This is a genomic window from Prevotella melaninogenica ATCC 25845 (genome assembly GCF_000144405.1).
Taxonomy (GTDB): Bacteria; Bacteroidota; Bacteroidia; order Bacteroidales; family Bacteroidaceae; genus Prevotella; species Prevotella melaninogenica.
The window spans coordinates 233268-259153 of record NC_014371.1; the positions used below are offsets into that span (position 1 = coordinate 233268).

The 25886-nt window shown below is 42.9% G+C and carries 16 protein-coding genes; 2 read left to right on the top strand and 14 right to left on the bottom strand.

The annotated features are described in order from the left end of the window. Positions 1–189 precede the first annotated feature (189 nt). The 4 genes from HMPREF0659_RS08005 to HMPREF0659_RS08020 all read right to left on the bottom strand — a co-directional run bounded on the left by HMPREF0659_RS08005 (position 190) and on the right by HMPREF0659_RS08020 (position 8041). Positions 190–1077, bottom strand: a complete 888-nt coding sequence (locus HMPREF0659_RS08005; RefSeq protein ID WP_013265300.1) for a homoserine O-succinyltransferase — start codon at positions 1075–1077, stop codon at positions 190–192. A 366-nt stretch (positions 1078–1443) separates the two neighbouring features. Further along, on the bottom strand, positions 1444–3477 hold the full coding sequence (locus HMPREF0659_RS08010) for a M13 family metallopeptidase (protein ID WP_044046039.1): 2034 nt from the start codon (positions 3475–3477) through the stop codon (positions 1444–1446). A gap of 191 nt (positions 3478–3668) precedes the next feature. Beyond that, the gene (locus HMPREF0659_RS08015) at positions 3669–5669 is read right to left on the bottom strand and encodes an ABC-F family ATP-binding cassette domain-containing protein (protein ID WP_013265888.1); all 2001 of its coding nucleotides are present in this window, start codon (positions 5667–5669) and stop codon (positions 3669–3671) included. Between the two features lie 1067 nt (positions 5670–6736). Further along, entirely contained in the window at positions 6737–8041 is a 1305-nt protein-coding gene (locus HMPREF0659_RS08020; protein ID WP_013265444.1) for a serpin family protein, read from the bottom strand. 202 nt (positions 8042–8243) lie between these two features. Here HMPREF0659_RS08020 and HMPREF0659_RS08025 point away from each other — a divergent pair, with 202 nt between their 5' ends. Continuing rightward, the gene (locus HMPREF0659_RS08025) at positions 8244–9464 is read left to right on the top strand and encodes a uracil-xanthine permease family protein (protein WP_013265559.1); all 1221 of its coding nucleotides are present in this window, start codon (positions 8244–8246) and stop codon (positions 9462–9464) included. Positions 9465–10056: 592 nt separating this feature from the next. Here the strand turns inward: HMPREF0659_RS08025 and HMPREF0659_RS08030 are convergent. Both HMPREF0659_RS08030 and hemW read right to left on the bottom strand, forming a co-directional pair. After that, positions 10057–10383, bottom strand: a complete 327-nt coding sequence (locus HMPREF0659_RS08030; protein WP_013265075.1) for a hypothetical protein — start codon at positions 10381–10383, stop codon at positions 10057–10059. Between the two features lie 100 nt (positions 10384–10483). Then, positions 10484–11731, bottom strand: coding sequence for a radical SAM family heme chaperone HemW (gene hemW / locus HMPREF0659_RS08035; protein ID WP_013265213.1), 1248 nt, complete (start codon positions 11729–11731; stop codon positions 10484–10486). Between the two features lie 204 nt (positions 11732–11935). Between hemW and HMPREF0659_RS08040 the strand changes: the two genes are divergently transcribed. After that, on the top strand, positions 11936–14098 hold the full coding sequence (locus tag HMPREF0659_RS08040; protein WP_013265469.1) for an elongation factor G: 2163 nt from the start codon (positions 11936–11938) through the stop codon (positions 14096–14098). Positions 14099–14551: 453 nt separating this feature from the next. Here the strand turns inward: HMPREF0659_RS08040 and HMPREF0659_RS08045 are convergent, their stop codons facing one another. From HMPREF0659_RS08045 to ileS, 8 genes are all read right to left on the bottom strand, one after another. Then, positions 14552–15784 (bottom strand): IS4 family transposase, encoded by a 1233-nt coding sequence (locus HMPREF0659_RS08045; protein ID WP_013264582.1) that lies wholly within the window; start codon positions 15782–15784, stop codon positions 14552–14554. Positions 15785–16330: 546 nt separating this feature from the next. Beyond that, entirely contained in the window at positions 16331–17968 is a 1638-nt protein-coding gene (locus tag HMPREF0659_RS08050; protein ID WP_013265171.1) for a dipeptidase, read from the bottom strand. A gap of 17 nt (positions 17969–17985) precedes the next feature. Continuing rightward, positions 17986–19623: a M23 family metallopeptidase gene (locus tag HMPREF0659_RS08055; protein WP_013265311.1), complete on the bottom strand. Its 1638-nt coding sequence runs from the start codon at positions 19621–19623 to the stop codon at positions 17986–17988. 64 nt (positions 19624–19687) lie between these two features. After that, positions 19688–19915: a hypothetical protein gene (locus HMPREF0659_RS08060; protein WP_013265113.1), complete on the bottom strand. Its 228-nt coding sequence runs from the start codon at positions 19913–19915 to the stop codon at positions 19688–19690. After that, positions 19912–20865: a DUF4296 domain-containing protein gene (locus HMPREF0659_RS08065; RefSeq protein WP_013265242.1), complete on the bottom strand. Its 954-nt coding sequence runs from the start codon at positions 20863–20865 to the stop codon at positions 19912–19914. Before HMPREF0659_RS08065 ends, HMPREF0659_RS08060 begins: the two co-directional genes overlap by 4 nt. A gap of 7 nt (positions 20866–20872) precedes the next feature. Further along, a complete protein-coding gene (locus HMPREF0659_RS08070) occupies positions 20873–21550 on the bottom strand; it encodes a lipoprotein signal peptidase (protein WP_013265655.1) in 678 nt (225 codons plus the stop codon). After that, entirely contained in the window at positions 21550–21933 is a 384-nt protein-coding gene (locus HMPREF0659_RS08075) for a TraR/DksA family transcriptional regulator (RefSeq protein ID WP_013265473.1), read from the bottom strand. The genes HMPREF0659_RS08070 and HMPREF0659_RS08075 overlap by 1 nt, the downstream gene beginning before the upstream one ends. Before the next feature lie 144 nt (positions 21934–22077). Further along, positions 22078–25743, bottom strand: coding sequence for an isoleucine--tRNA ligase (ileS, locus tag HMPREF0659_RS08080; protein ID WP_013265627.1), 3666 nt, complete (start codon positions 25741–25743; stop codon positions 22078–22080). Positions 25744–25886 lie beyond the last annotated feature (143 nt).

Sequence of the window (25886 nt, forward strand, 5' to 3'; positions counted from 1 at the left end):
TGAGTGATGAGTGTTAATTGTTGGGTGATGATGAAGTGTTTATAGGATGTTGAGTGATGAGTGTTAATTGTTGGGTGATGATGAAGTGTTTATAGGATGTTGAGTGATGGGTGTTAATTGTTGGGTGATGATGATTACATTTTGTTTGAGTGATAGATGCTAAGCAAAATAACCATTCATCACCACCTATCATTCACCACCTAACACCCAACTCACCCAATTCATAAACAGTAAATTAGCGTGTGAACGCCAAGTGACAAGCGGACCTTTATCTGGATTGTCCTCACGGTAATAATACTTTGGCACTTCAACATCGTCACGCTTACCAAGGTCACGACGATACTCTGTGTCAAGTGTATCGGGAGCATACTCTAAATGGCCTGTTATAAAGAACTCACGTCTACTGCGTGACCTTACGATAGCTACCCCGCTCTTCTCCGATTCAGCAATGATTTCGAGGTCGTCAACCCGCTCAATGTCTTCACGTCTTACCTCTGTATGACGGCTCTGAGGCATACGGAAGACATCATCAAAGCCACGGAAGAGAGGCTGTTCGGGTTTTAAAGGAATCGTAGGGAAGATGCCAAACATCTTCTTAGGTAAAGGATATTTTGGAATATCATAGAAATGATAGAGTCCTGCCTGTGCCGCCCAACAGATGTAAAGCGTTGAACGCACATTATCACGTGCCCAATTGAATATCTCCTGTAGTTCTGTCCAATAGTCCACCTCCTCGAAAGCCATTCCTTCAACAGGTGCACCGGTGACTATCATTCCGTCAATCTTCTCCTTGCTAAGTTCCTCAAGCGTATGATAGAAACGGTCCATGTGTTCTGCAGGAGTATGCTTAGAAGCATGACTTTTGAGCTTCATAAAGTTGATATCCAACAATAGCGGACTATTAGAAAGAATACGTATGAAATCAGTTTCTGTCGTAGCCTTGAATGGCATAAGATTGAGTATGACAATGCGGAGTGGACGCTTATCATCCTCTTTAGCAAGCATATCTTCTATGTTGATATTCTCACGCTTCAGTATATCAATAGCGGGAAGTCCGTCGGGCAATCTTAATGGCATATCCTGTTTCCTTTATCTTTATAGGGTCATACAAGCATACGATCCTTCTTTTTCTCTCCTTTAAATAGGTTACAAAGATAGTAATTAATAACAGATTCTACAAGGCTTACCTGTATAAAAGTATGAATAGAAATAGGATAAGGCACACATATATCCTAACCGACACGATAACCCTATATCAAAACAAACACAAAAGACTCACTCTAAACATTTCTATCAGCATCGAATCTGAAAGAAATGCTTAGTCGTGAGCCTTTAATTTTATAGATTTAGTGGTATGGCAATGTTGAAGATAGGTGTAATAATCAGCTAAGAGTCAAGCCCTCAACACCTAACACCCAACACTCATCACCCAACACCCATCATTTACCAAAGCTTCAGACGCTCATTCTCTGGGATAAAGAGTTTATCACCCTCCTTTACACCGAATGCCTTATACCACGCATTAATATGAGGCAGAGCGCCATTCACACGCCACTCGCCAAGAGAGTGAGGATCGCTCTTCACACGACTGCGGATTTCAGCCTCAGTGATATTGTTTGCCCATACGCCTGCATAAGCGATGAAGAAACGCTGTTCTGGAGTAAAGCCCATAATGACCTTGCCCTTCTTTGCCTCTGGTGTCTTCTCAAAAGCATTGAAAGCCACCTCAAGGCCACCATGGTCAGCAAGGTTCTCACCCAATGTGAGGTTACCATTTGCATTGAGATCAGGCAATACCTTGATAGCACTGAAGAAGTCAGCATACTTACCCGTACGTGCCTCGAAATTCTTACCATCCTCTTCTGTCCACCAGTCTGTCATATTACCATCCTTGTCATAATGGCGTCCCTGGTCATCGAATCCATGTGTCATCTCATGACCAATTACCACACCGATGGCACCATAGTTAAAGGCATCATCAGCCTTAGGGTCGAAGAATGGATACTGAAGGATACCTGCAGGGAAGCAAATTTCATTCGTCGTAGGATTATAATAAGCATTCACCGTCTGAGGAGTCATCAGCCACTTATCCTTGTCTACTGGCTTACCAGCCTTCTCCTTGATAGCATCCTCTGCCCAGAACTTCTGGCAGGTCTGTACATTTTCATAATATGACTTTGATGGGTCAATCGTAAGCTGGCTCAAGTCCTTCCATTTGTTAGGATAACCCACCTTCACATAGAAGGTAGAGAGTTTCTCAAGTGCAGCCTTCTTAGTAGCCTCACTCATCCAGTCCTGTGCCTTAATACGCTCAGCAAGACTCACCTCAAGGTTCTTGATGAGGTCTTCCATACGCTTCTTGCTTGTGGCTGGGAAGTAACGTTCACAGTAGATTCTGCCGAGCGCCTCACCCATCTGCTTCTCCACCTGCTGTGTGGCACGCTTCCAACGAGGATAGTCCTCCTTTGTACCACGCATTGTCTTACTGAAGAAATTGAAGTATTCCGCACGCACATCATCACTCAGATAGTTAGCTGAAGCAAGGATTGCATTCCATTCCATACGTGCACGGAGTTCCTCAGCAGTCTCTGTAGATGTCAGTTTGTCAACACCTGCAAGGAAGGCTGGCTGACATACAACCATTGTTTGGATATACTCGCTCTTAATACCTTCAGCGTTTGCCAACTGCTCAAGTGGGATATTAGGATACTTCTCCTTAAACTCACCGAGCGTCATCTTATTATAGTTGGCCTCAACGTCACGCAATTCCGTACGGCTCTTTGATATCAGTGCCAGCATCGTCTCATAACGCATAACGGCATCACGCTTAGCCTCTGCCTGAGCATCAGAGAATCCGTAGAGGCGGAACATATTAGCAATGAACTGGCGGAAGGCGTTACGGATGTCTGTCGTAGCCTTATCATTATCAAGATAGTACTCCTTTTGTCCGAGGCTCAGTCCGTCCTGATAGATAAGGAGGATGTTCATCTTCGCATTCTTCTCATCAGCCTCAAAGGAATAGCCCATTGGCACACCATAGCCGAAGCTTGCATATTTCAGCTGAAGGCTACGAAGGTCAGACAGACTCTTTGCATTCTCCATCTCGTTGAGCAGAGGCTTAACAGGACTCACACCTTCCTTGTTACGGCGCACTGAGTCCATAGCGAGCTTATAGAAGTCGCCTAACTTTCTCTCTGTTGAGCCTTCCTTACCCTGCTTCTTTAGCAGATCAGTGAGGATAGTGTTGATACGCTTGTTGTTGTTCTCCTGTAGCTGGTCGAAAGATCCGAAGCGTGAGAAAGCACCAGGGAGTGGATTGAGTTTCTGCCATCCACCTGTGGCAAACGTGAAGAAATCGTCAGCCGGACGTACCGACTTGTCGAGGTTCTCTGCCTTGATACCTGCCTGACCCTGTGCCATAGCGGTAAAGGGAGCAGATGCAAGGAGCATCATTGGTAAAAGTTTTTTGATACGCATAGTAAAAAATATTTGGTTTAATTCAGAATTCAGAATTCACAATTCATAATTATGATTACCGATGTAGGCAATGTCCAATGTTCAAAGCAAATGTTCAAAACAAATGTTCAATGTTCAAAGCTCAAAGTTCAAAGTTCAATGTTCAAAGTTCAATGTTCAAAGGTCAATGTTCAAAGTTCAAAGTTCAAAGTTCAAAGTTCAAAGTTCAAAGTCTCCAACTCTTCCGACAGTATGAGCCATCGTTCGTTTTCCTCATCGAGTTCACGCTGAAGGTTGGTATATTCTGTCACGAGTTCCATATTTGAGGCATTCTCGGGAGCCATCAGGAGTTCATCGAGTTCGCTCTTATGTGCTTCCAACTTCGCTATCTTAGCCTCTGACTCGTCCACAGCACGCTGAGCCTTACGAATCTTCTTCTGTTGCTCTTTGCGTTCAGCGTAGGATAGGGCCTCACCAGAAGCCTCCCCCGACCCCTCCGAAGGGAGGGGAGTTGCATTTCTGCTATCATTAGGTTTTGATGATACCGGCGAGAGGTTCTCTGCACTCTCCCCCCTTCGGGGGAGTTGGAGGGGGCTTCTAAGCCAATCATAGATACCCCCTAAATGCTCTCTGACCTTACCACCACCGAACTCATACACCTTGCTTACTAATCCGTCGAGGAACTCACGGTCGTGACTCACGATGATTGCCGTACCGTCAAAGGCTTTGATAGCCTCTTTCAGCACTTCCTTTGAGGCGATGTCGAGGTGGTTCGTAGGCTCATCGAGGATTAGGAGGTTTACTGGCTCAAGCAGGAGTTTAATCATCGCTAAGCGTGAACGCTCGCCTCCCGAAAGTACTTTGACATACTTCTCCGACGTCTCTCCGCCGAACATAAAGGCACCGAGCAAGTCGTTTATCCTCAAGCGCATATCGCCTGTGGCTACCCTATCAATGGTTTCATATATCGTGAGGTTCTCATCTAACAGCTGTGCCTGATTCTGTGCGAAATAACCGATTTGTACGTTATGACCAATCTTCAGCGTACCATCAAAAGGAATCTCGCCCATAATACACTTCACGAAGGTAGACTTTCCCTCACCGTTCTTACCGACGAAAGCCACTTTCTCACCTCGCTTAATAATAAGGTCGACCCCCTCAAAGACCGTCTGACCCGGTCCGTCACTATGCAGTCTACTTGGATAAGTTTTTCCCAATCCCTCTGCTATGACTGGATAATCTCCACTGCGCAGGCATGGAGGAAACTTCAGACGCATAGCCGAATTGTCCACTTCATCCACCTCAATAGGCACAATCTTCTCCAACTGACGGATGCGCTGCTGCACCTGTACGGCTTTCGTAGCCTGATAACGGAACCGTTCAATGAACGCCTTTGTATCGGCAATCTCCTTCTGTTGGTTCTCATACGCACGGAGCTGCTGCTCACGGCGTTCCTTTCTGAGGACAAGATACTCGTCATACTTCACACGATAGTCCTCCACGTGTCCACAGGTTATCTCCAACGTACGGTTTGTGACGTTGTTGACGAACGCACGGTCGTGGCTCACAAGTACAACCGCCTTGGCGCTCTGTGAGAGGAACTGTTCCAGCCATTGGATTGACTCAATGTCAAGGTGGTTCGTTGGCTCATCCAGCAGAAGTACGTCAGGACGACGGAGAAGAATCTTCGCCAGCTCGATACGCATACGCCATCCGCCAGAGAACTCACGTGTAGGGCGCTCGAAGTCATCACGGCTGAAGCCGAGACCCGTTAGTGTACGCTCAATCTCAGCCTCATAATTCTCTCCTCCCATCATCATATATCGTTCGTGCTCAGTCGTAAAGCGCTCCACTAACTCAGCGTATCCCTCGCTCTCATAGTCAGTTCGCTCAGCCATTTCCTGCTCCATCTTCTTGAGCCTCTCCTCAATCTTCGTCTTGTCAGCGAAAGCCTTACGCGTCTCCTCCTTCACGGTCGTATCGTCAGAGAGCTTCATCACCTGTGGTAGATAACCGATTGTTGTATCGTTTGGTACAGACACAACGCCGCTCGTAGGCTTCTGCATTCCACAGAGAATCTTCAGCATCGTTGACTTTCCTGCTCCGTTCTTTCCCACTAAGGCTATCCTGTCTCGTTCATTGATGACGAATGAAACATCCTTAAATAATGGCTTCACGCCGAATTCCACCGTCAGTCCGTCTATTGATATCATTTTCTTTTTTCTTTCCTAAATGTTCTTTGCAAAGATAACATTTTATTTTTGAATAAGAAAGTTCCCAAACAGCCTTATATCAAAGGATAAAGAACTATTTTAAACTCCTCACAAACCATATCTTTGGTTTATTTAAGCCAAATCGCTTGTCAGACCACAATATGTATAGGTTCTAATGACTAATGTCAGTTTAAGCCTATGTTTTCTCTGCATTATATGTAATGTACAAAGTTAGTAAAAATAACACAAAGAAGCAATGAAGTTGTGTAATTATCAGCAATATTATTTTGGTCTTTAGGATTTTGGAGTGATAAGGTTTGCCACTTAAGGTTAGGTTTCTGACGAAATGTCACACGGAGATACGGAGAGAACGGAGGATTGTTAAAACAAAGCAATGGAAGTTACGGAGGCACCGTCGGTGCATCGAGCGACGGAGTTTGTTTGCCAATTCTATTAGCTTATTTACAACGCGTTTATCCCCAAATAATTATCAAGAATCTGTATGCTATACCTCCGTCGCTCTTTGTGCCGTCGGCACCTCCGTGACATTGCGTTTACCTCCGTCCCCTCCGTGACTCCGTGTGCCCTCATTGCCAAGTTCTTTTCATGAAGACAAATATTTTAATACTTCAAAAGTCGGACAAGGCTTTGAAAAAATATTACATAATTTCGAATAAAACCTCTATGAATAGCGGTAAAAAATACGTATAAAAAGCAGGTTTGTAACCTGCAGAGAGTCAGCAGGTTATAAAGTAGCGTTGAAAAAGGTGCTTAATTGGACTTCAAAAGGGCGTTAGTAAGGCTTCAAAAGGGCACCTTTAGCAAGTCAATTAGGCGTCTTTAAGAAGCCAAAAGAGCATGTATTGGTATTGTAGGGTGTGAAAATAGTTTACAAATGGCGTAATGTGGGATTAGGTTGTTGGTAGAAGTCGGATAGACATCGTGGCTATTTGCGTTTCACCTTGTAGTTTATCCCCCTTGTAAGACCATCTAATTTGAGCGTAGTCATACCATACAAGCGTAAGCCTTGATTCTATTTCCAAACTACGTATTTAATGGAAGAACCCTTAACCCATATATTTCCCGATAAAACAGATGTTGTTATATTTGTCAAGAATGTAATAAAGGAAAGGATGGTCAGCCTTGAAGGTGAACGTAGACGAACTATCCATAGCTGATAATTTGGCAAATAGCATAACTTGAATGACTTTTGCACTGATTCCTTCCTCGTTAATATTCATGTTTATTTGCTGGAAAACATCGTCAACAGCAAGTGGTTGAGTACTCATCTTACCAAAATCGGCTTCACGAGAGAATAGATTACCTAAGCCCATTTCACCATAAAGCTGTTTCATAGGAATATTTGCAGAGATGGTAAAGCGTGGAAACAGTACGTTTACATAGTCATACGCTTTGGTGTTTTGAGAGATTTTATGCAATTCTTTGATTGTTAACTTGCGAATGACATCCTGCAAGTTATTCTTCTTTAGAGGTAGAACAGCATATAGACTAAAGCCGTTTTCTAAAGGCATACGCAGCACTTGATAATCCTTTGTGGTATAACCTTGATACTTTTGCATTGTATCATAGTTACTCATCATATTGACCTGCTTGCTTTTACCATCCTCAGTGAAGAAAGGCATAGGCTTTGTGATATCTTTGTCGAACGGTAAGGTCCAAGCCGTCTTAAGTGTAACGGCATTGATAAGCTGTGCGGCACGAGGTCCTGTAAGGTTGATAGGTAAGGATTGAATCTCACCTTTGGTGATTGTTTTACAAAGTTTGTTAGCACTTTCTTTGCCCTTCGGAGTGTTGGCAGAGTCGATAATATTGGTGAAATAATAGTGTTCTAATGCTTCTTGAAAGTCAGGTAATAGCTTTGTTTGCTCATGTAGCATTAGGAAGTTGGCAGTAATCATATATCCCATCGACTCATTATCTACATTCGTCTCCTCCTTTCTCTGACCAATCAGCATTGTTCTGTTAAGTGAGTTAATGGCATCAAGGTCATCAGCCGTATAGCCAAGTGCCTTCGAAATGACCTCTTGTGTCTTTCCGTTTGCACCGTTGTTAATCATGTCTAATGAATAAATGACAGCCATGGGCGATAAAACTATACTCTCCTTACTGTTCTTTTTGGCTAATAGTTGGAACAACTTCAGACTGAACATATTTGAACTTGAGACGAACTTTGTCTCCTCTTCAGACAGAACGTAATCTAATTTGGCTTTCTTAGCAGCATCTTCAAGTGTCAGCTGTGAACTTGTTGTAGTCTTCTGGGCTGTTTTTTCAAGTATATGTAGAGTCTTTTTAGATTGTGTGCAACAAACTAATAAAAGTAGGATAGGGACATATAGAAGTTTTTTTGTCATAGCGTATTATCTGTTTAGACTTAGAAAAGATGACTCAAAGATACAAAAAGACTTGCGCTATCATACATAAAGGAACTCTTTTTCTACTTAAAAATCATTTTTTCTCTTATTTCAACCACAATGACATACATTTTTTATAATTTTGCAAATTGAATGCGTAGCAATACATCTCTGACAAATACTAATAATAATCATTCTATACATGAGTAATTTACAACTATCGCCGATGCGAAAGACAATAGTGGGAGTGCAATTCCTCTTTGTTGCTTTCGGTGCTACTGTTCTCGTCCCTTTGCTCGTGGGACTTGACCCAGCAACAGCGTTATTCACAGCAGGTTTAGGAACATTTATCTTTCATTTGGTTACGAAAGGTAAGGTTCCTATTTTTTTGGGCTCTTCCTTTGCCTTCATTACTCCAATTATCTCTGCATCAAAGCAGTGGGGTATGCCTGGAACGTTGGCAGGAATAGCTGGTGTTGCACTTGTTTACTTTGTGATGTCAGCACTGATTAAGTGGCAAGGAAAGAAACTATTGGATAAGCTTTTCCCACCAGTTGTTATCGGTCCGGTAATCATTTTGATTGGTCTTTCTCTGTCAAAGGCAGCGGTAGATATGGCGAAAACAAACTGGCTTATAGCCTTTATCTCATTGGGAACGGCTGTGACAGTCCTCTCTATGGGTCGTGGCTTGATGAAGTTAGTACCTGTAATTTGCGGTATTGCTGTGGGCTATAGCATAGCTGCCCTAATGGGTATTGTCAACTTCTCAGGTGTAGAGACAGCGCCTTGGTTCGCTCTTCCACCTGCATTAGCGCATTTCCAGTTGCCACAGTTTGCATGGGAACCATTCCTTTATATGATTCCTGTGGCGATAGCTCCTGTGATTGAGCATGTTGGTGATGTGTATGTGGTAAGTGCTGTGGCGGAGAAAGACTTTACGAAGTCACCGGGTTTGCATCGTACAATGTTAGGTGATGGCTTGGCTTGTTTGGCTGCTTGCTTCTTTGGTGGTCCTCCAGTGACAACTTATAGTGAGGTAACTGGTGCGATGAGTATTACAAAGGTGACTCATCCTCAGGTAATCCGTATTGCCGCTGCAACAGCTATCGTCTTCTCAGTAATCGGAAAATTGAGTGCGCTTCTGCAGAGTATTCCTTCTGCTGTCTTAGGAGGTATCATGTTATTGCTCTTTGGTACTATTGCTTCTGTAGGTGTTCAGAACCTTGTTCAGCATAAGGTTGACCTTAATCGTACACGTAATATTATTATCATATCTATTACACTGACGATGGGTATTGGTGGTGCTGTGCTGCAGAAGGGTAGCTTCTCTATCAGTGGTATTGGTCTTTCAGCTATGGTGGGTGTTATCTTGAATCTTATTTTGCCACCTGCAAAGGAGAAAAAGAGCGAGGGTAATTCATAATTCATAATTCAAAATTCATAATTATGATTACTCTATAAGTCATATTCATGGTTCTTCCGTTAAATGTGTGGACGCTTTTCGTATCGCTTTAACGGAAGAATCAAAGTTACTCACTAAACAAAAACTTGGCTAAGATAGTCAGCATTCTATCCTATTATCATTCTTTGAAATTGAAAACCATTTCATTTAAGACTTCGAAAAGCTGTAGATTGGAGTTTGAAAAATCATTACATAATTCCGAAGAAAACATCTATAACTAACGGCAAAAATACATATACGAAGCTGGTTTGTAACCAACAGGAAATCAATTGGTTATAAAGCAGTAAAATAAAAGGTGCTTAATTGGACTTCAAAAGGGCGTTAGTAAGGGTCTTAAAGGGCATCTTTTGCAAGTCAATTGGGCGTCTTTAAGAAGCCAAAAGAGCATGTATTGGTTTTGAACTGTATGAAAATAGTTTATAAACAAATCAATTGTATGGGAATAAACTGTTTGTAAAAGACAGATAGACGTTGCACCTAATTACATTCGTCATGTAGTTTATTCCCTTTTATACAACCACCTAATTGAGGCTAATCATACCATGTATGTGGATTAATCACTAATAGAATCTTTGTATTGTTGCTTTATTTTTTCTTCGAGTTCTCCTAAGGTTTGCTTGCTGTTGAATAGACTCTTGATAAGGCGATAGCCCAACCATATCAAGATCATGCCAACAAGGGCAAGGAGATATTGGAGTACGATACTGTTGACAATAGTCTTGGTATAGTTCTCGCAGATGACAAAACCTGCTATTAAGATGACATAATCAATCCAGCCCGAACCTTTATAGCTCTGGGCAATACGCTGATACTCTTCGTTGTTGGCAAGAACCTCTTTGCGATTCTCTGCCCATTTCTTTTCAAATTCTTCGTTGGTCATGGGGTTGTGGGGGTTGGGTGTTGGGTGATGGGTGGTGATGAATTGTGAGGGTGGGTGTTGGGTGGTGAATGTTGGGTGGTGATGATTTGTGATGATAGACTTATACTTTCATTAAATCGCTCATAACGGAGTCGCTAACATAGATGCCGTTACGGGTGAGATGGAGCCAACCATTGTCCTCTTTCAACAAACCTTGTTGCTGTAAAGGCTTGGCAAGGTGCATGAGATAAGTCTGGTATTCAGCAGAGAGCGTTGAGAGATCTATTCCTTCACATGTTCGGAGGGTGGTCATAATCATGTCATTATAATGTGTGTCTGCATCAATTATCTCCTCCTCGCAAGGGAGTCTGTCTTCCTCAATTGCAGCGATATAAGCCTTGGTATCTGCTATATTCCAACTCCTCTTACCATTGCTGTAGGAATGGGCTGAGGCTCCGATGCCTATATAAGGGACATTGTGCCAATACGAACTATTGTGTTGAGAACGGTAGGGACTTTGAACTTTGAGGTTTGAACATTGAACTTTGAGGTTTGAGGTTTGAACTTTAAGCTTGGCAAAGTTACTAATCTCGTATTGCTCATAACCAGCTTCGGCTAAGCGGTCGATGAGAGTATCGTACATCTGACGATAAAGTTCATCGTCCATATCCTTGACCTTTCCCGCTTGAAGAAGTCGATAGAGGGGAGTCCCTTCTTCATACATAAGACTATATGCAGAGATATGTTCAATGTCTAAAGCAAGCAGTCGCTCAATATCTTCTTTCCATTCTTCAAGTGTCTCATTGGGAAAACCAAACATAAGGTCTACTGATATGTTCTTGATGTTTACACTTCTTAGACGTTTGACAGCAGCTTCTACCTCGTCAGCTGTATGTCTACGATGTAGGAAACGTAGGCGTTCATCAGAGAAAGTCTGCGCTCCCATAGAGATACGATTGATAGGAAGGGAACGCAAGTTCTGTGCAAATTCCTCCGTTATATCATCGGGGTTACACTCCATTGTGATTTCTATATGAGTCGCTGTGGTACAAGTGTTGTTCTCTGTATCCCATTCTAAACCAATGTGATACACGTTGTCTATCGTCTGGAATATCTTTTGTAGGCTCTCAAAAGAAAGCTGTGAAGGAGTCCCACCACCCAAATAGATAGTTGACAAACCGCCTATTCTTTCACCAGAGTTGTCGCTATTCTTCTCCGCACGCAGTTCCATCTCATGGCAGATAGCATTCACATAGCGTTCTTCTACAGAAAGCCTTTCGTCCTTCTTCTTGGCTGGTACAGTCGAATAGAAGCCACAATAAATGCAGCGACTGGCACAGAAAGGAATGTGAATGTATAATCCTAACATGATAAGTGTATGTACGTATATATTAATGTATGCCTTACAAGAATTAATGCAAATGTACTAATAAGTTTTAAAAGATTTCGTTTTTTTCGTAAGAAACTTTGGTGCTTTCGATGAAAATGTATAACTTAGACCGCAGAATTGATGAGCTACGGCTTGTCCCTTGAGACGAAATAAATTATTACTAACAGCTTAAATCTATCAGATATGAGAGTATATCAGACAAACGAGATTAAGAACATTGCCTTGGTTGGCAGTGCCGGTAGCGGCAAGACGACTCTTGCCGAAAGTATGTTGTTCGAAGCTGGTGTCATTAAGCGACGCGGTTCAGTAGAAGCTAAGAATACTGTTAGCGATTATTTCCCTGTTGAACAGGAGTATGGCTATTCAGTGTTCCCAACGGTATTCCATGTTGAGTGGAATAATAAGAAGCTGAATATCATCGACTGTCCGGGTAGTGATGACTTCGTAGGTGGCGCGATTACTGCCCTCAATGTAACCGATGAGGCTGTTATTCTTATCAATGGTCAGTATGGACCAGAGGTCGGAACACAGAACAATTTCCGTTATACCGAGAAGCTCAAGAAGCCTGTTATCTTCCTTATTAACCAATTGGACTCTGACAAGTGCGACTTTGATAACCTTATTTCCACCATGCAGGAGATTTATGGTTCAAAGTGTGTTCCTGTACAATATCCTATCGAAACAGGTCCTGGCTTTAATAGTTTGATTGATGTTTTGTTGATGAAGAAATACAGCTGGAAGCCTGAAGGTGGCGAACCTATCATTGAGGATATTCCTGCTGACCAGATGCCAAAGGCGATGGAACTACATAAAGCACTCGTTGAGGCTGCTGCCGAGAATGATGAGGGCTTGATGGAGAAGTTCTTTGAAGAGGAAACATTGACAGAAGATGAGTTGCGTACAGGTATTCGTAAGGGTCTTGTAACGCGTTCTATCTTCCCTGTTTTCTGCGTATGTGCAGGTAAGAGCATGGGTGTTCGTCGTCTGATGGAGTTCTTAGGCAATGTTGTTCCTTTCGTTGATGAGATGCCTAAGATTCATAATACACGTGGTGAGGAAGTTACGCCAGACAGTAATGGTCCAGAGTCACTCTACTTCTTCAAGACGGGTATGGAACCACATATCGGTGAAGTTAGCTATTTCAAGGTGATGAGTGGTTGTGTGAAGTCGGGTGATGACTTGACTAACTCTGACCGTGGCTCAAAGGAACGTATGGGACAGCTATACGCTTGCGCAGGTGCTAATCGTATTCCTGTTGACCAGTTAAATGCTGGTGACTTAGGTTGTACCGTGAAGTTGAAGGATGTAAAGACTGGTAACACCTTGAATGGTAAGGGTACTGACCAACGTTTTGACTTCATTAAATATCCAAACTCTAAATACTCTCGTGCCGTTGAAGCTAAGAGTTCACAGGAGACTGAGAAGCTCATGGCTGCATTATTAAAGATGCGTCAGGAAGACCCTACATGGGTTGTTGAGCAGAGTAAGGAGTTGAAGCAGACTATCGTCCATGGACAGGGCGAGTTCCACCTACGTACTTTGAAGTGGCGTTTGGAGAACAATGAGAAACTTCAGGTGACTTTCAAGGAGCCAAAGATTCCATATCGTGAGACAATTACCAAGCAGTCAAAGGCTGAGTACCGTCATAAGAAACAGAGTGGTGGTGCAGGTCAGTTTGGCGAGGTGCACTTGATTGTTGAGCCATACGCAGAGGGCATGCCTGATCCAACAACCTATAAGTTCAACGGACAGGAGTTTAAGATGAATATCAAGGGACGTGAAGAGCGCGACCTCCCTTGGGGTGGTAAACTTGTGTTCATCAACTCTGTTGTCGGCGGTGCTATTGATGCTCGCTTTATGCCAGCTATCTTAAAGGGTGTGATGGATTGTATGGAGCGTGGTCCACTGACAGGTAGCTATGCACGTGATGTACGTGTGATAGTCTTCGATGGTAAGATGCACCCAGTTGACTCTAATGAACTTTCATTCACTTTGGCTGCTCGTCATGCGTTCTCAGACGCTTTCAAGGCTGCAGGTCCAAAGATTCTCGAGCCAATCTATGACTTAGAGGTGTATGTTCCAGGTGACTATATGGGTGACGTAATGAGCGACTTACAGGGACGTCGTGCCATGATTATGGGTATGGACTCTGAGGCAGGTTATCAGAAGTTACAAGCAAAGATTCCTTTGAAAGAACTTGCTAACTATAGTATCTCACTGAGTTCTCTCACTGGTGGTCGTGCAAGTTTCACAACAAAGTTCGCAAGTTACGAGCTTGTTCCAAATGATATCCAGCAGAAGTTGATTGCTGAACATGAGGCAGAAATAAAGGATGAGGAAGAATAGTTCTCCAATTTTAGACTAATATAATTAAAGAGGTTGATTCGAAGGCTACGCAATGTAGCATTAGAGTCAACCTCTTTTCTGTTTGTTAGTATGTCAGTATTGAATAATGAATGTGTGCTTATTGGTTCTTAGTTGTTACAAAGATGACCTTCTCCTCTCACTTTTAGCCATTGTGTTAAGCCTCCGCACATTTCGTGTTGATACTCCGCACATAGCGTGCTAAGCCTTAGCACCACATGTGCGCAGACTAAATACGATGCAAAGGAGTTGCTAAGACTCACCAAGTTAAGCCCAAATCGGTTATTAGACCACACTGTACATGATTCTTATTAGCCAAATGAACTGATTTGGGATTATTGCTGTCCGATAAAACCTCTATATACTGCAATATCCTCTCTCAATCCTGCTGAAATAGGCATGATTTGTTCTTATTTCAAATTCCAAGCCCCCCCACTAGAATAATGACAACTCTTCTGGTGGGGCTTTTACCTGGGTAATCAATCTATCCCAGTCTCTATGTGGCCGTTCAAAGAAACTCTGTATTGAGACATAACTCATAAGTAGAATTCTTATCATTGTTGCCAAGCCTGAGAAACTCCAAGGTCTCTTTATTTTGTTCTTCACTAGGGTTATAAGCAGATTGGCTATAAGTGTAATCCATATTTGTATTTTTATAGCGTTCGCACTCTCTCCATAGAAGTATCTTAGCGGGAAATTCTGTTTTATTTGTTTAAATAAGGTTTCTATTTGCCATCGTCTCTTATAGATAGCTATAATATCTTCTGCTGACATCTGAAAATCATTGGTCAGCAGAGATATGAATCTGATTTTCCCTTTCTTGGTCTTATCCTGATATGTGATTTTTCTTGCTTTATGGTAAATATCTTTTTCCTTTGTATGCTTATGGAAGAGAATGGTTTCTACGCGTACAGCTCCATAATCTGTAGTCATCTGGTAATCTGTATCAGCAATCCTTTCAAAGCTAAGATTATTTTTCATCTTAGTTACATATATAACGCCTCTTTGCGTCAGTTCAGAGAACTTTTCATAGTTTATATAGGCTCGGTCAAAAGCAATCAGGTCCTCATTGGCGTATCGTTCTGGGATAAGTGCAAACTGATCATGACTAGCTGCAGATGTGAACTTAATATCGCTTGGAACATTCTCATTGGCAAATATCTCTGTATGTACTTTTATTCCACCCTTCTTCTTACCAGTTTTGGGATTACGTCCTACACCTTTAAAGACCAAGTTAGAAAACAGACTTATTGTCGTAGAATCTATTATCTTTAGATTCTTCAGCCATTTAGGCTGTCCACAATTTCGGCTGTCCGAGTAAAGCTCATGGCGGTATTTCTCATATAGGTTCATATAGATCGAACCGAATATCTCGGAATCTCGGCGTTTATTTGCATCTGACAAGGTACTTCGACAAGGGAAATGCTTTAAACCAAGATGATTAAAGCGATTAACATTAGCAAAGAGAGAGGCTTTTATCTCACGCAGAGAGTCTAAACGCAGCATTACTGCATAAAGCATGACAACAAGATGATGCCATGCATCAAACTTCTTTATATAGTGTTCACCTCCCTGAGCTTGGCTCAGAGAGAGAATTTTATCACGATTAAAATAGTTTAACAGTTGAACATATAGTGGCTGTCCGATAAAATGTGTACTTTTGTTCATCTTATTTCATTGTTTTATTATGACAACTACAAAGGAAATAAGAAGGGCTGAATGTGCAAAACAATCAGCCCGTTTTTTTATTATTCTGAATTAAAAAGATATGAACGCAAAAAAAGTTTTATCGGACACCAATAATTTGGGATGACAATATGATAACAGTCAGTTGTAGTATAAAGGATTGTTCACCTCTGATAAGTGGTATTACTTCATTAGATAATAATAAAGTGGAATCCCTATTATTGGGGTAAAGAAACCGCAAAAGCCTAAGTATAATAATTTTAAAGACCAAGGCTTATTATGCGTTATAAACGGCATCAAAATGAGGGTTATCAATAAGAAAATAGCTTCTAAAAGTGCCATATAAACCGGTTTTATTCAGAGCAAAATAAAACTTTATTAGGAATAATGCAAGTTATATATATTGAAAAACTTACTTCTACAGATAAGCAAAGAGGCTATATCTCGATGAATATAGCCTCTTTATAAATGTATGAAGTTTAGATGGTTAAACCCATTTACCAACTAAACTTGATTCTTTTAGACGTTCTACTTGTTAGGCACAGCAAACTTGTCGCCAGTCTGTTTTACCAGTTCGCGCTTAAAGTAGTCGCTGTAGCCCGTACGCTTTACACGCTTGCCAAGACCTGTTGAAGTGCGGAGGAACTTGCCATCCTTCTCAGGCTTAACAGCCATGTCATTGAACTTCACAATCAGATGGATAGCCAACTGACGCCAACGTGTAATCATTTCGTTACTCTTCTGAATAGAGTAATCGTTGAGATACTTCACTGCAGCTGCCTTGTCGGTGGCATAGAGTGCTTCTGCCTTAGCTTCCACACCCTTTTGTGCTGCGAGGAAAGCGTTGTCAAGTGAGTCGCGCACCTCTTTCAATGCAGGGAAGAGCTGAGAGTAGCGAGGGTAAACCATGTTGCTAACCCAGTTGCATACCCAGAAAGCATTCTTATCAGAGAAGGTTACTGCATCAGCTCCTGGTGTGTTGAAGCACTCTGCACGCTCTGTATTGCTGCAATAGATTGGTACATAAGCAACCATGTTGCCATCATCGTTACCAAACCAAAGGATACCACCAATCTCGCGTGGCAACCATGAACGGAGCTGTGCAATGTAAGAGAAACCTGTCTGCTGGGTTGAGATAGGGCGTTCGTTGAAGTACTGCTTGCCATCTACCTCAAACTTTAGTGGGGTAGGGCGGTAAGGAGAATCCCAGATACCCTGTGCTATATCCTTATCGAGTGACAAAGGAGTACCCTCATAGTGGTCGCGCATACAAGCTTCCATCTTAGGTAAATCGACCTTCTTGTCAGGTGCAATCCAAAGTGGCATATCCTCTGCGTTAGGGTCTTTACCCAACGCCCATGGCAACCAACGTGACATGTCTTTGAAATGATTCAGATAGCTCCATACACGAGCATCGCACCAACGACGGCCACCGAAGTCTGGTGCTGCATAGGTCATCTTCCAGTTGAAGTCCTTATCTTTGCCTGTGAACCAACCCTTTGAACGTGCAAAACTGATGCAGTTCTTAGAAGTGATGACCTCTGTGTTGTAAGTTGAGAACTGACCGATGCGGCTCTGGTTAGCATGAGCAGAAACCATGCCATCAGGGATGCGAACAGCAACCCAAACAACCTTCTGCTTCTTGTCGCCACCACAACCCTGCATCTCGAGCAACCATACCTCGTTAGGGTCAGCGATAGTGAAGGTCTCACCACCAGAGTTATAACCATAAGTCTCAACGAGTGAGGTCATTACCTTGATAGCCTCGCGTGCAGTCTTACTACGTTGCAAACCAAGATACATCAATGAACCATAATCGATAATACCGCTCTTGTCAACCATTTCTTCACGGCCGCCGTAGGTTGTTTCACCAATACTTACCTGATACTCATTGATGTTTCCAATGACATTGTATGTTACAGGAGCCTCTGGAATAAAACCATGGCTCTCGTGAGTGTCATAGTCAATAATCTCACGGCGGTCACCTTTTGCGTGTGTGCCTGCTGGGTAATGACATAGGTTAGTAAACATGCCGTAATCATCAGCGGTGTAAGTAACAAAGACAGAACCGTCTGTTGTTGCTCCCTTTGTAGCAATGAGGTTTGTACACGCATTAGCATACGTAATCATTGTAAGGAAGAATAGTGTTGCAAATGATTTCTTCATACTCTACAATTTAATTGTTAATACTTTATTTTAGTCAGATATTCTTTCTTATTGTCGCGGTTGTCGGTTGCGATAATCTTCAATATTCGTTCCTTCCCAGTAGGGCGAACAGGGGTGTCTGCGAGGTTACAGAAGAATAATTCTTTGTTCTTTCCGAACTGTAGCAGAATAAACTGTCCATCGAGGTAAGCCTTGTAACCTTGTAAACCGCTACCTGTGTCAGTTATCTTAAAGGAGAGGTTGCGTGGGTTGAGATTCTGCTGTGTGATCGTTGGTGGTGTCTCATCGTAAGCAAGGAAGTAGGCATTTGCCAACTCGCGCATTCGTCCTGTAACCCAACCATTTGCATATGTTCCACCGCAATAGGATGCTGGGGCGTCAGCGTTCAAGCTGTTACGCATCGCAACATATAACTTCTTTGGATTATGTATCATGCCAGTTGGCTTAATACTTATCTGTGCATAGTTGAAGAGTGGATATGCTGCTTTAGAGAAACTATAAGCCATAGACAGCGTGCTGCTTGTGTTGCCGTGTCGTAATTGTAGCCAACCATTCTTAGCAAGTAAGCCTTTCTGGATGTTCAGTCGTACTCCCTCAGCCTCAAAGTTATTGTCTTTGGCATAATAGAGTGGACTTACCCCATCTGGAAGATGAACTATTGGAATAGCTTCTGGCTCACCCCTCACAGTGAAATCCTTTATTGTTTGATTGCCAAAGACGTCTTTTATGACGTAACGAAGGTGGTAGTCGCGTTGCTGATTGAAGTTGATAATACCCCTGTTAGCTCCTGCATGTAAGATAGGGAGTGTGTTACCGGGTTCGATGTAAGACTTCATAAACCAAATCTTTGTAGAAAGGAAGTGGTCGTAATCACCCCACGAATTAACCATTCTGTGACAACTTGTAGGAATATTGTTCACATCAGAGGAGAAAACCAATTTACCATCACAATACAACTGTGTGTATCTTACTCCAAAATTATTATATACAGAGTCCATGTGATCACTGGCTCTTACACCAAAGCCCACCTTTCCCCATGCTTGGAAATGTCCTTTGTCAAATGTGAAGATACGGGAGTCTGAACTGTGTTGGAATACTCCTTCTCCCGGTTGAGGATAGGACTTAAATGAATAAACAGCAGGAGCAGTCTTGTCTTTAACGATACCCTTTAAGAAATTGAGTGGGTCGTAAAGGTTTCCATTTGTAGTCTTATGCATCTCTAAGTGGATGTGTGGACCTTGTGATGAACCTGTATTACCGCTAAGAGCGATGAACTGTCCTTTCTTTACAGGGAACTCTCCTGGTCGGAATTTAACGTCGCAAGCAAACTGTTGATGCTGGTATTGCCATTTACGTACGGCAGCTTCAATCTGTGGTGTGAAGCGATTGAGATGAACATAACAACTGGTATATCCATTTGGGTGAGTGACCAAGATAGCACGACCATAGCCATATTTCTCAACGATGGCGCTTGAAATATAGCCATCAGCAATAGAATAGACACCAAGATTTACTTCACGTTCGGTTTTGATATCAATACCTCCGTGGAAGTGGTTAGGTCGAGGCTCTCCAAAGTTGCCCGCCAATTGCACTGGAACGTGAACTGGTGAACCGAAAGGGAGTATGGATAATAAAATATTTAATAACAAGCTCATTGGCTATCAGATTCTTTCTTTTTATAGGTGTGTCTGCTGTCTTCCTCGTGGGAAGACTACAGAATCATTTCAGTAATTGCTTGTCTTTGTAGGCTCTGGGCTTACCATCATTGTCGAGGCGTATGGTGATAGTACCTGTTGTCCATTCCGTCATCGGTTCTTCCTCTGTGAATGGATAGGACTTGAGAACAATGCCGTCTTCAATAACGACAATTCCTTGTTCTATAACGCCCATCGCTGTTTCAATGATGTTGGCACCGATACGTCTTATCAGCTTTTTCCTGTCGGTCATAACTTATCGGGCTTGGTAGGTATTCCTCGTTCCTTCATTGCGTCAGCAGGTGTTCTTGTCGGTGGTCCTGCAGGCTGATTAGGGTCTGTTGGAGGACTGACAGGTTCACCACCAATCGTTCTGATTGGGTCGGACTCTTTCAAAGAATCAGTTGGTTGCGTTGTCTCCTGTTTTCGAACATGCATACGGACAAGATGGATATTATTGAGGATAAGCATCTTGAAAGTAGTTGTAGGCTGTTGTCCCTTCAACATTAGGAAGTAGCCACGAATGTTCTTGATGCGCAAAGAATCCCCAGCATCAATCGTCATCGTATTGTGGGAGTCTGACGTAATATGCTGGTATTGTGTGACGATACTATCATTTGAATAAGTAACAGCCATCATGATAATCGCATCACGCATACCATCTTGAATGATAAACTGTGAATCGAAACTCAGGAGGAGTCGGTCGCCCTTGTGGAAGGCTGTGTCTGCTTTGATTTCAAAGGACTCACGGTCTACTGGAGGATATGGAGAAAGTATTAATGTGCGGTTACCACGCCAGATATCGGTAGTATCTCCCTTTGAAGTAATATCACCATACTGGGACAACTCGCTCTCTGATGCACCTTGCGCACGCGCCTCGTTTTCCAGTCGTTTGCTGAGTTCAACATAGATGTCATGTAGCTTCTCGGTATGTCGCATGTAGTATTGAAGAGACTTATTGAACTTCTCTTCTGATACGTCATACTTCTTCATCACAGCGAGTTTAAAGGCTTGTTGTCTGACATCTGTATAGCCTTCACGATTGGCTATTGCCATGGAGAGGTGGTAATCGTAGAGCATATCCTCCATCTCTGAAGGTTGGATATACTCAGAAGGGATAGAAGGTTTACAGCTTACAATGAAGAATGCAAGCAGTAACCAACAAAGAGTGGCGAAGGAACGAACCAGATATTTACTTCTCATTATCTATCTACTGATTATCAGTAATGTTTTCTTTATCAGCAACCTTCTTGTCCTTAGCTGGTACCCAACCGTTGAAATCCTTTCGAAAAGCAAGGATAATCGTGATGACACCCACAGAGATGCAGGAGTCTGCAAAGTTGAATATTGGTGAGAAGAAGGTGAACGACTCACCACCCCAGAGTGGGAACCAGTCTGGGAATGTGCCGTGGAAGAGTGGGAAATAGAACATATCTACCACCTTACCCATCAGTACAGGCGCATAGCCTTCTCCCCATGAAACGAGGGTAGCTGGTGTGGCTCCTTCTATGTAATAGGGTGTAGAGGCAGTAAAGAGCTGACCATAGAAGAGGGAATCGAAGATATTACCCGCAGCACCTGCAGTTATCATAGACAAGACAACGATATAAGCCATTCTTGCTCCGTGTTTGATACGATTAGAAATGTACCAAATAAGGAAGCCAATGGCAACGATACGGAAGATACTAAGGAAGAGTTTGCTTCCTAATTCCATACCCCATGCCATACCATTGTTCTCGATAAATTGTATCTGGAACCAATCGAAGATATGGATAGATTCGCCTAAATTCATATTAAGCTTGACAACAACCTTGATAATTTGGTCTATCACAATCAATAGAATAATTAGCAAGGTGGCTATCAAGCTTTGTTTTTTCTGTTTACTCATTAGTGATTTTTATTTGCCATCTTGGATGCTACGCTCAGTGTTGCATGTGGTACTATGCGCAGTCTTTCCTTTGGAATAAGCTCTCCAGTGATACGGTCAATGCCGTAAGTCTTATTATTGATTCTGACAAGTGCAGCCTGGAGGGCTTGGATAAACTTCTGCTGACGTTGTGCCATCTGTACCAGTTCTTCCTTAGTTTGGTTTGAACTGCCTTCTTCCAACGCTTTATAGGTTGGTGATGTGTCATTAACGTCGTTTGTATTCTTGTTCATCAGAATCTTCATCGTCTCGTCGTAGTCAGACTTGGCTATCGCCAACTTGTCATTTACTATCGTGCGGAACTCCTCGAGTTCCTCATCGGTATAACGCTTCTTAGTTTCCATAAAGTAAAGAATTGAATTAGGTTATGAAAGTAATTTATAATATTTTGAGGTTGTCGAAAGCCTGATAATAGGGACGTGTACGAGACACGTCCACTATTGTTCTTAGCTTATAGATGTACGACTCGTACACCCCGACTATTTCATTTAGCTCTTTTTGATTTCTATATGGAGGTTGAATTCATCAAACTCAACATTTGCTCCATTGTTCTCTGCAAGTGTAATGTCATTAGCGAGAACCTGTGCTTTAATCAGTTCGCCGAATGACTCTACAGCTGCTGCAGCCTCTGCTTGTGGCTCAATAATGACAGAGATGCGGTCGGTAATCTCAAGACCAGTCTCCTTACGGAGGTTCTGGATACGATTGATTAACTCACGTGCCATACCCTCACGACGGAGTTCTTCTGTCAGTTCAACTTCAAGTGCAACGGTCAAGTTACCCTCGTTGCTTACCAACCAGCCTGGGATATCTTCTGAGATGATTTCAACATCTGCAGCCTCTACCTTGATTGGCTGACCTTCTAACTCGAAGTTGAATTCGCCTGCAGCTTCCAATGCAGCAATCTCTTCCTGTGAAAGAGCATCCATATGGGCTGCTACTTGCTTCATCAGCTTACCAAACTTCTTACCCATGACACGGAAGTTACACTTCACTTTCTTAACAAGGATGCCCTGACCCTCAACGAAAGTAAGGTCTTTAACGTTCACCTCGTGCTTGATAAGGTCTGCTACAGCTTCGATGTGTTTCTTCTGAGTTGCATCAATAGCTGGAACCATGATCTGTGCCAATGGTTGGCGTACCTTAATGTTCACCTTACGACGCAGTGCAAGAACCATTGAGGTAATGCGCTGTGCCATATCCATACGTGCCTCAAGGTCAGCATCAATAACAGATTCGTCTGCTACTGGCCAGCGATCCAAGTGGATGCTTTCCGAGTTACCACCCAAGTCTGAATAGAGTTGGTCAGCATAGAATGGAGCAAATGGAGCCAACAGACGTGCAACGGTCATCAAACAAGTGTACAATGTGTCGTATGCACTCTTCTTGTCAGCACTCATTTCCTTACCCCAGAAACGTTTACGGTTCAGACGAACGTACCAGTTACTGAGGTCGTTGTTCACGAATGAGTCGATCAGACGACCTGCACGTGTTGGGTCGAAGTCCTCTAACTCAGCAGTCACACCCTTTATGAGGGAGTTGAGTTTAGAGATAATCCAACGGTCAATCTCTGGTGCATCTGCCTTTACTGCCTCACATGTTGTGGCATCATAGCCGTCGACATTAGCATAAAGTGCAAAGAAACTATATGTATTATATAAGGTACCGAAGAACTTACGGCGACACTCGTCAACACCTTCTGGGTCGAACTTCAAGTTATCCCATGGTTCACTGTTCGTCATCATGTAGAAACGTACAGGGTCAGCACCATACTTATTCATCATCTCAAATGGGTTGGTAACGTTACCCACGTGCTTACTCATCTTGTTACCCTTTGCATCGAGTACAAGACCTGTTGAAATCACGTTCTTAAAGGCAACTGAGTCAAACACCATTGTCGCAATTGCATGGAGTGTGAAGAACCAACCACGCGTCTGGTCAACACCCTCGTTAATGAAGTCTGCAGGGAAGAATGCTGGTGGAACAGCTATACCCTCATAGCATGAGTGTACCAACTGGTCACGATATTCAGCCTCAGTCTTACCCGTAGCCTTCAAGCCTTCAGCATTAATCTCACCCTCAAATGGATAATGGAGCTGCGCATATGGCATAGAACCACTATCGAACCAAACGTCAATGAGGTCTGATTCACGATGCATTGGCTTTCCTTCATCATTTACGAGGACGATATCGTCAACGTATGGACGGTGAAGATCAATCTTATCATAGTTCTCTTGGCTGAAATCACCAACAACGAAGCCCGCCTCTTTCAGTGGATTCTTCTCCATGATACCTGCAGCAACAGATTTCTCAATCTCGTTGTAAAGTTCCTCAACAGAACCAATACACTTCTCGCCACGGTTTTCATCACGCCAGATAGGCAATGGGGTTCCCCAGAAACGTGAACGGCTGAGGTTCCAGTCATTCAAGTTCTCAAGCCAGTTGCCGAATCGACCAGTACCAGTTGATTCTGGTTGCCAACAGATAGTCTTGTTCAACTCTACCATGCGTTCCTTCTTAGCAGTGTCCTTGATGAACCAGCTGTCGAGAGGGTAGTAGAGGATAGGTTTGTCTGTACGCCAGCAGTGAGGATAGTTGTGTACGTGCTTCTGAATATTGAAGGCTGTACCTTCCTGCTTCATTTCCATACAGATAATGATGTTCAGGTCTTCTTCCTTCTCTGAAGCCTTCTTATCCCATACGCCATCAGGGTTGAAGCGTGGATCGTAAGAGTTCTTTACATAGTCGCCAGCATGGTGACCATATGCTTCCTCATCAACACAAGCCTTAACGAAGTTCTTGTCTAACTCATCGATAGTAAAGTATTTACCCTGCAAGTCAACCATAGGACGAGTCTGTCCCTTCTTTGAAATCAGATAGAGAGCAGGGATGTTAGCATCCTTTGCCACCTTAGCATCGTCCGCACCGAAGGTAGGAGCAATGTGTACAATACCTGTACCATCATCTGTAGTGACGTAATCGCCAAGGATGATACGGAAAGCCTCACTCTCCATCTCCACAAACTTATCACGACCATCTTCGCTTGCAAACACCTTCTCTGGGTGAGCTGCAGCATAGTCGTTCACAAACTTTGGTGCAAAGTCACCTGTCTGCTCAACAGGCTTTACCCAAGGCATCAACTGCTGATAGTGTAATCCTTCAAGTTCTGTACCCATCACACGACCTACGATACGATAAGGAACATACTTGTCTCCACGATCATAGGCTGGTAATTCGCCACCATCGGTAATCTCACCTTCTGACTTCAGATAGGCAGCTACACGACTTGCAGCCATAACGAGTGTCAACTTCTCGGCATCGTATGGGTTATAGGTCTCAACAATAACGTATTCAATCTTTGGACCAACACAAAGTGCAACGTTTGAAGGCAATGTCCAAGGTGTGGTTGTCCATGCAACAAAGCAAGGCTTACCCCATGTCTCCTTTGGTAAATTAGCCTTTTCAGCCAATGCTTTCCAATCCTCTGTAGGGATAGCAAACTGTGCTGTGACGGTAGTATCCTTTACATCACGATAGCAACCTGGCTGGTTCAGCTCATGGCTTGACAAACCCGTACCTGCACCTGGTGAATAAGGCTGAATGGTATAGCCCTTATACAGTAAGCCCTTGTTATAGAGTTGCTTGAGAAGCCACCACAATGTCTCAATATATTTGTTATCGTAAGTAATGTATGGATGCTCCATATCAACGAAGTAGCCCATCTCCTCTGTCAACTGCTTCCATTCAGCAGTAAACTTCATTACATTCTCACGACACTTATGGTTGTATTCCTCTGTTGAGATATATTTGTCAGATGCGTGGTTGTCGATATCTTTCTTTGTAATACCCAACTCTTTTTCTACGCCCAACTCTACAGGCAATCCATGGGTATCCCAACCCGCCTTGCGATGCACTTGGAAACCTTGCATAGTCTTGTAGCGGTTGAAAGTATCCTTAATTGCACGTGCCAATACGTGGTGAATACCAGGATGTCCATTAGCTGATGGAGGTCCCTCGAAGAAGATGAACTGTGGGTCGCCCTCACGCTCATCAATACTCTTATGGAAGATATCTTTCTTCTCCCACTCTTTCAATACTTCCTGATTTGTGCTAACAAGGTCAAGTCCCTTGTGCTCGGCGAATTTCTTTGCCATACTATCTAATTGTTTTGCTTATTTTCTAAATACCTGCAAAGATACAAATAACAACTGAAACTACCAAACTTTTTATTATATGAAAGACAATGCACTTTCTTTCATGCAAAGTATCAGTTCGAAATCTAATTCGTGTATCATAT

What these genes read in the sequence shown, in the direction of transcription:
- HMPREF0659_RS08005 (WP_013265300.1), bottom strand. Translation starts at nt 1,077, where the DNA reads ATGCCATTAAGATTGCCCGACGGACTTCCCGCTATTGATATACTGAAG.
- HMPREF0659_RS08010 (WP_044046039.1), bottom strand. Translation starts at nt 3,477, where the DNA reads ATGCGTATCAAAAAACTTTTACCAATGATGCTCCTTGCATCTGCTCCC.
- HMPREF0659_RS08015 (WP_013265888.1), bottom strand. Translation starts at nt 5,669, where the DNA reads ATGATATCAATAGACGGACTGACGGTGGAATTCGGCGTGAAGCCATTA.
- HMPREF0659_RS08020 (WP_013265444.1), bottom strand. Translation starts at nt 8,041, where the DNA reads ATGACAAAAAAACTTCTATATGTCCCTATCCTACTTTTATTAGTTTGT.
- HMPREF0659_RS08025 (WP_013265559.1), top strand. Translation starts at nt 8,244, where the DNA reads ATGAGTAATTTACAACTATCGCCGATGCGAAAGACAATAGTGGGAGTG.
- HMPREF0659_RS08030 (WP_013265075.1), bottom strand. Translation starts at nt 10,383, where the DNA reads ATGACCAACGAAGAATTTGAAAAGAAATGGGCAGAGAATCGCAAAGAG.
- hemW (WP_013265213.1), bottom strand. Translation starts at nt 11,731, where the DNA reads ATGTTAGGATTATACATTCACATTCCTTTCTGTGCCAGTCGCTGCATT.
- HMPREF0659_RS08040 (WP_013265469.1), top strand. Translation starts at nt 11,936, where the DNA reads ATGAGAGTATATCAGACAAACGAGATTAAGAACATTGCCTTGGTTGGC.
- HMPREF0659_RS08045 (WP_013264582.1), bottom strand. Translation starts at nt 15,784, where the DNA reads ATGAACAAAAGTACACATTTTATCGGACAGCCACTATATGTTCAACTG.
- HMPREF0659_RS08050 (WP_013265171.1), bottom strand. Translation starts at nt 17,968, where the DNA reads ATGAAGAAATCATTTGCAACACTATTCTTCCTTACAATGATTACGTAT.
- HMPREF0659_RS08055 (WP_013265311.1), bottom strand. Translation starts at nt 19,623, where the DNA reads ATGAGCTTGTTATTAAATATTTTATTATCCATACTCCCTTTCGGTTCA.
- HMPREF0659_RS08060 (WP_013265113.1), bottom strand. Translation starts at nt 19,915, where the DNA reads ATGACCGACAGGAAAAAGCTGATAAGACGTATCGGTGCCAACATCATT.
- HMPREF0659_RS08065 (WP_013265242.1), bottom strand. Translation starts at nt 20,865, where the DNA reads ATGAGAAGTAAATATCTGGTTCGTTCCTTCGCCACTCTTTGTTGGTTA.
- HMPREF0659_RS08070 (WP_013265655.1), bottom strand. Translation starts at nt 21,550, where the DNA reads ATGAGTAAACAGAAAAAACAAAGCTTGATAGCCACCTTGCTAATTATT.
- HMPREF0659_RS08075 (WP_013265473.1), bottom strand. Translation starts at nt 21,933, where the DNA reads ATGGAAACTAAGAAGCGTTATACCGATGAGGAACTCGAGGAGTTCCGC.
- ileS (WP_013265627.1), bottom strand. Translation starts at nt 25,743, where the DNA reads ATGGCAAAGAAATTCGCCGAGCACAAGGGACTTGACCTTGTTAGCACA.